This window comes from Enterobacter cloacae complex sp. OE43NF (assembly GCF_023544405.1).
GTDB lineage: Bacteria > Pseudomonadota > Gammaproteobacteria > Enterobacterales > Enterobacteriaceae > Enterobacter > Enterobacter cloacae.
The window spans coordinates 1-970 of record NZ_JAMJFW010000143.1; the positions used below are offsets into that span (position 1 = coordinate 1).

The following is a 970-nucleotide window of genomic DNA, read 5'->3' on the forward strand; positions in this document are numbered from 1 at the left end:
CCCGCCGGAGGCAATCACGCCTGCGGTGTTCACGTCGTCATAGACTTCGGTGATCGCCACTTTGCTCGCGTCAGGCGCGGTGTAGTCGGTGATCAGTACAAAATCATCTGATTCCGGACCGGTGTTGCCCGCTTCATCCGTTGCGGTGGTGGTGATATGGTGCTCACCCTCTGGCAGCGCGGTGGTTGGCGTAAATTGCCAGCCGCCATTTTCGTCCACCATGGTAGAACCAATCAGCTCCCCGTTATCATAGATATCGACACGGCTGCCCGGCTCTGCGGAACCTTTAAAGGTTGGGTTCGCATCATCGGTGGTGCTACCGTTGCTCAGATCGCCACGGCTGGAGCCGACGTCATCAGTCGCAACACCAATAACCGGTTTTTCCGGTGCCACGGTATCGACAGAGATATCAAAGGACGGAGAGGTCACGTCGTTTCCGGCCGGGTCTTTGGAAATCACGGTCAGGCTGTGATCGCCATCGGCCAGATCCTGTTCAGGAGTGAAGGTCCAGTTGCCGTCCGGATCCACCACGGTGGAGCCCAGTACATCGTCGCCATCCATGATGGTCACGGTGCTGCCTGGCTTACCTTTACCGCTCAGTTCAGGACGTGCGTCATCGGTCACGGTGCCTGGCTTCAGGTTGCCCACGATCGGCCCCTGATCATCCACCACTTCACCCACGGTCACCTGGTTTGGATCCGGGTCGACGGTGAAGGAGATCCCCGGAGACGGTTCACTGGTGTTGCCAGACGGATCGGTCACGGTAGTGGTGATCTCATGATCGCCTTTAGCCAGAGGCTTATCTGGCGTATAGGACCATTTACCTTCGTCATCAACGATGACGGAACCGATCTTCTCGTCGTTATCGTAGATGTCCACCACGCTGCCCGGCTCGGCTTCGCCGCTCAGGGTCGGGGACTGATCGTCGGTGGTGTCGCCTGGACCTACCGGCCCCTGCTTGTCGCCCACA

General features: G+C 58.7%; 1 protein-coding gene. It reads right to left on the minus strand.

Features of this window, described 5'->3' with window-relative positions; all coding sequences use genetic code 11:
• Positions 1 to 970: Ig-like domain-containing protein (locus M8370_RS23390; protein WP_250021871.1), on the minus strand; the 970-nt coding region annotated here is incomplete at both ends.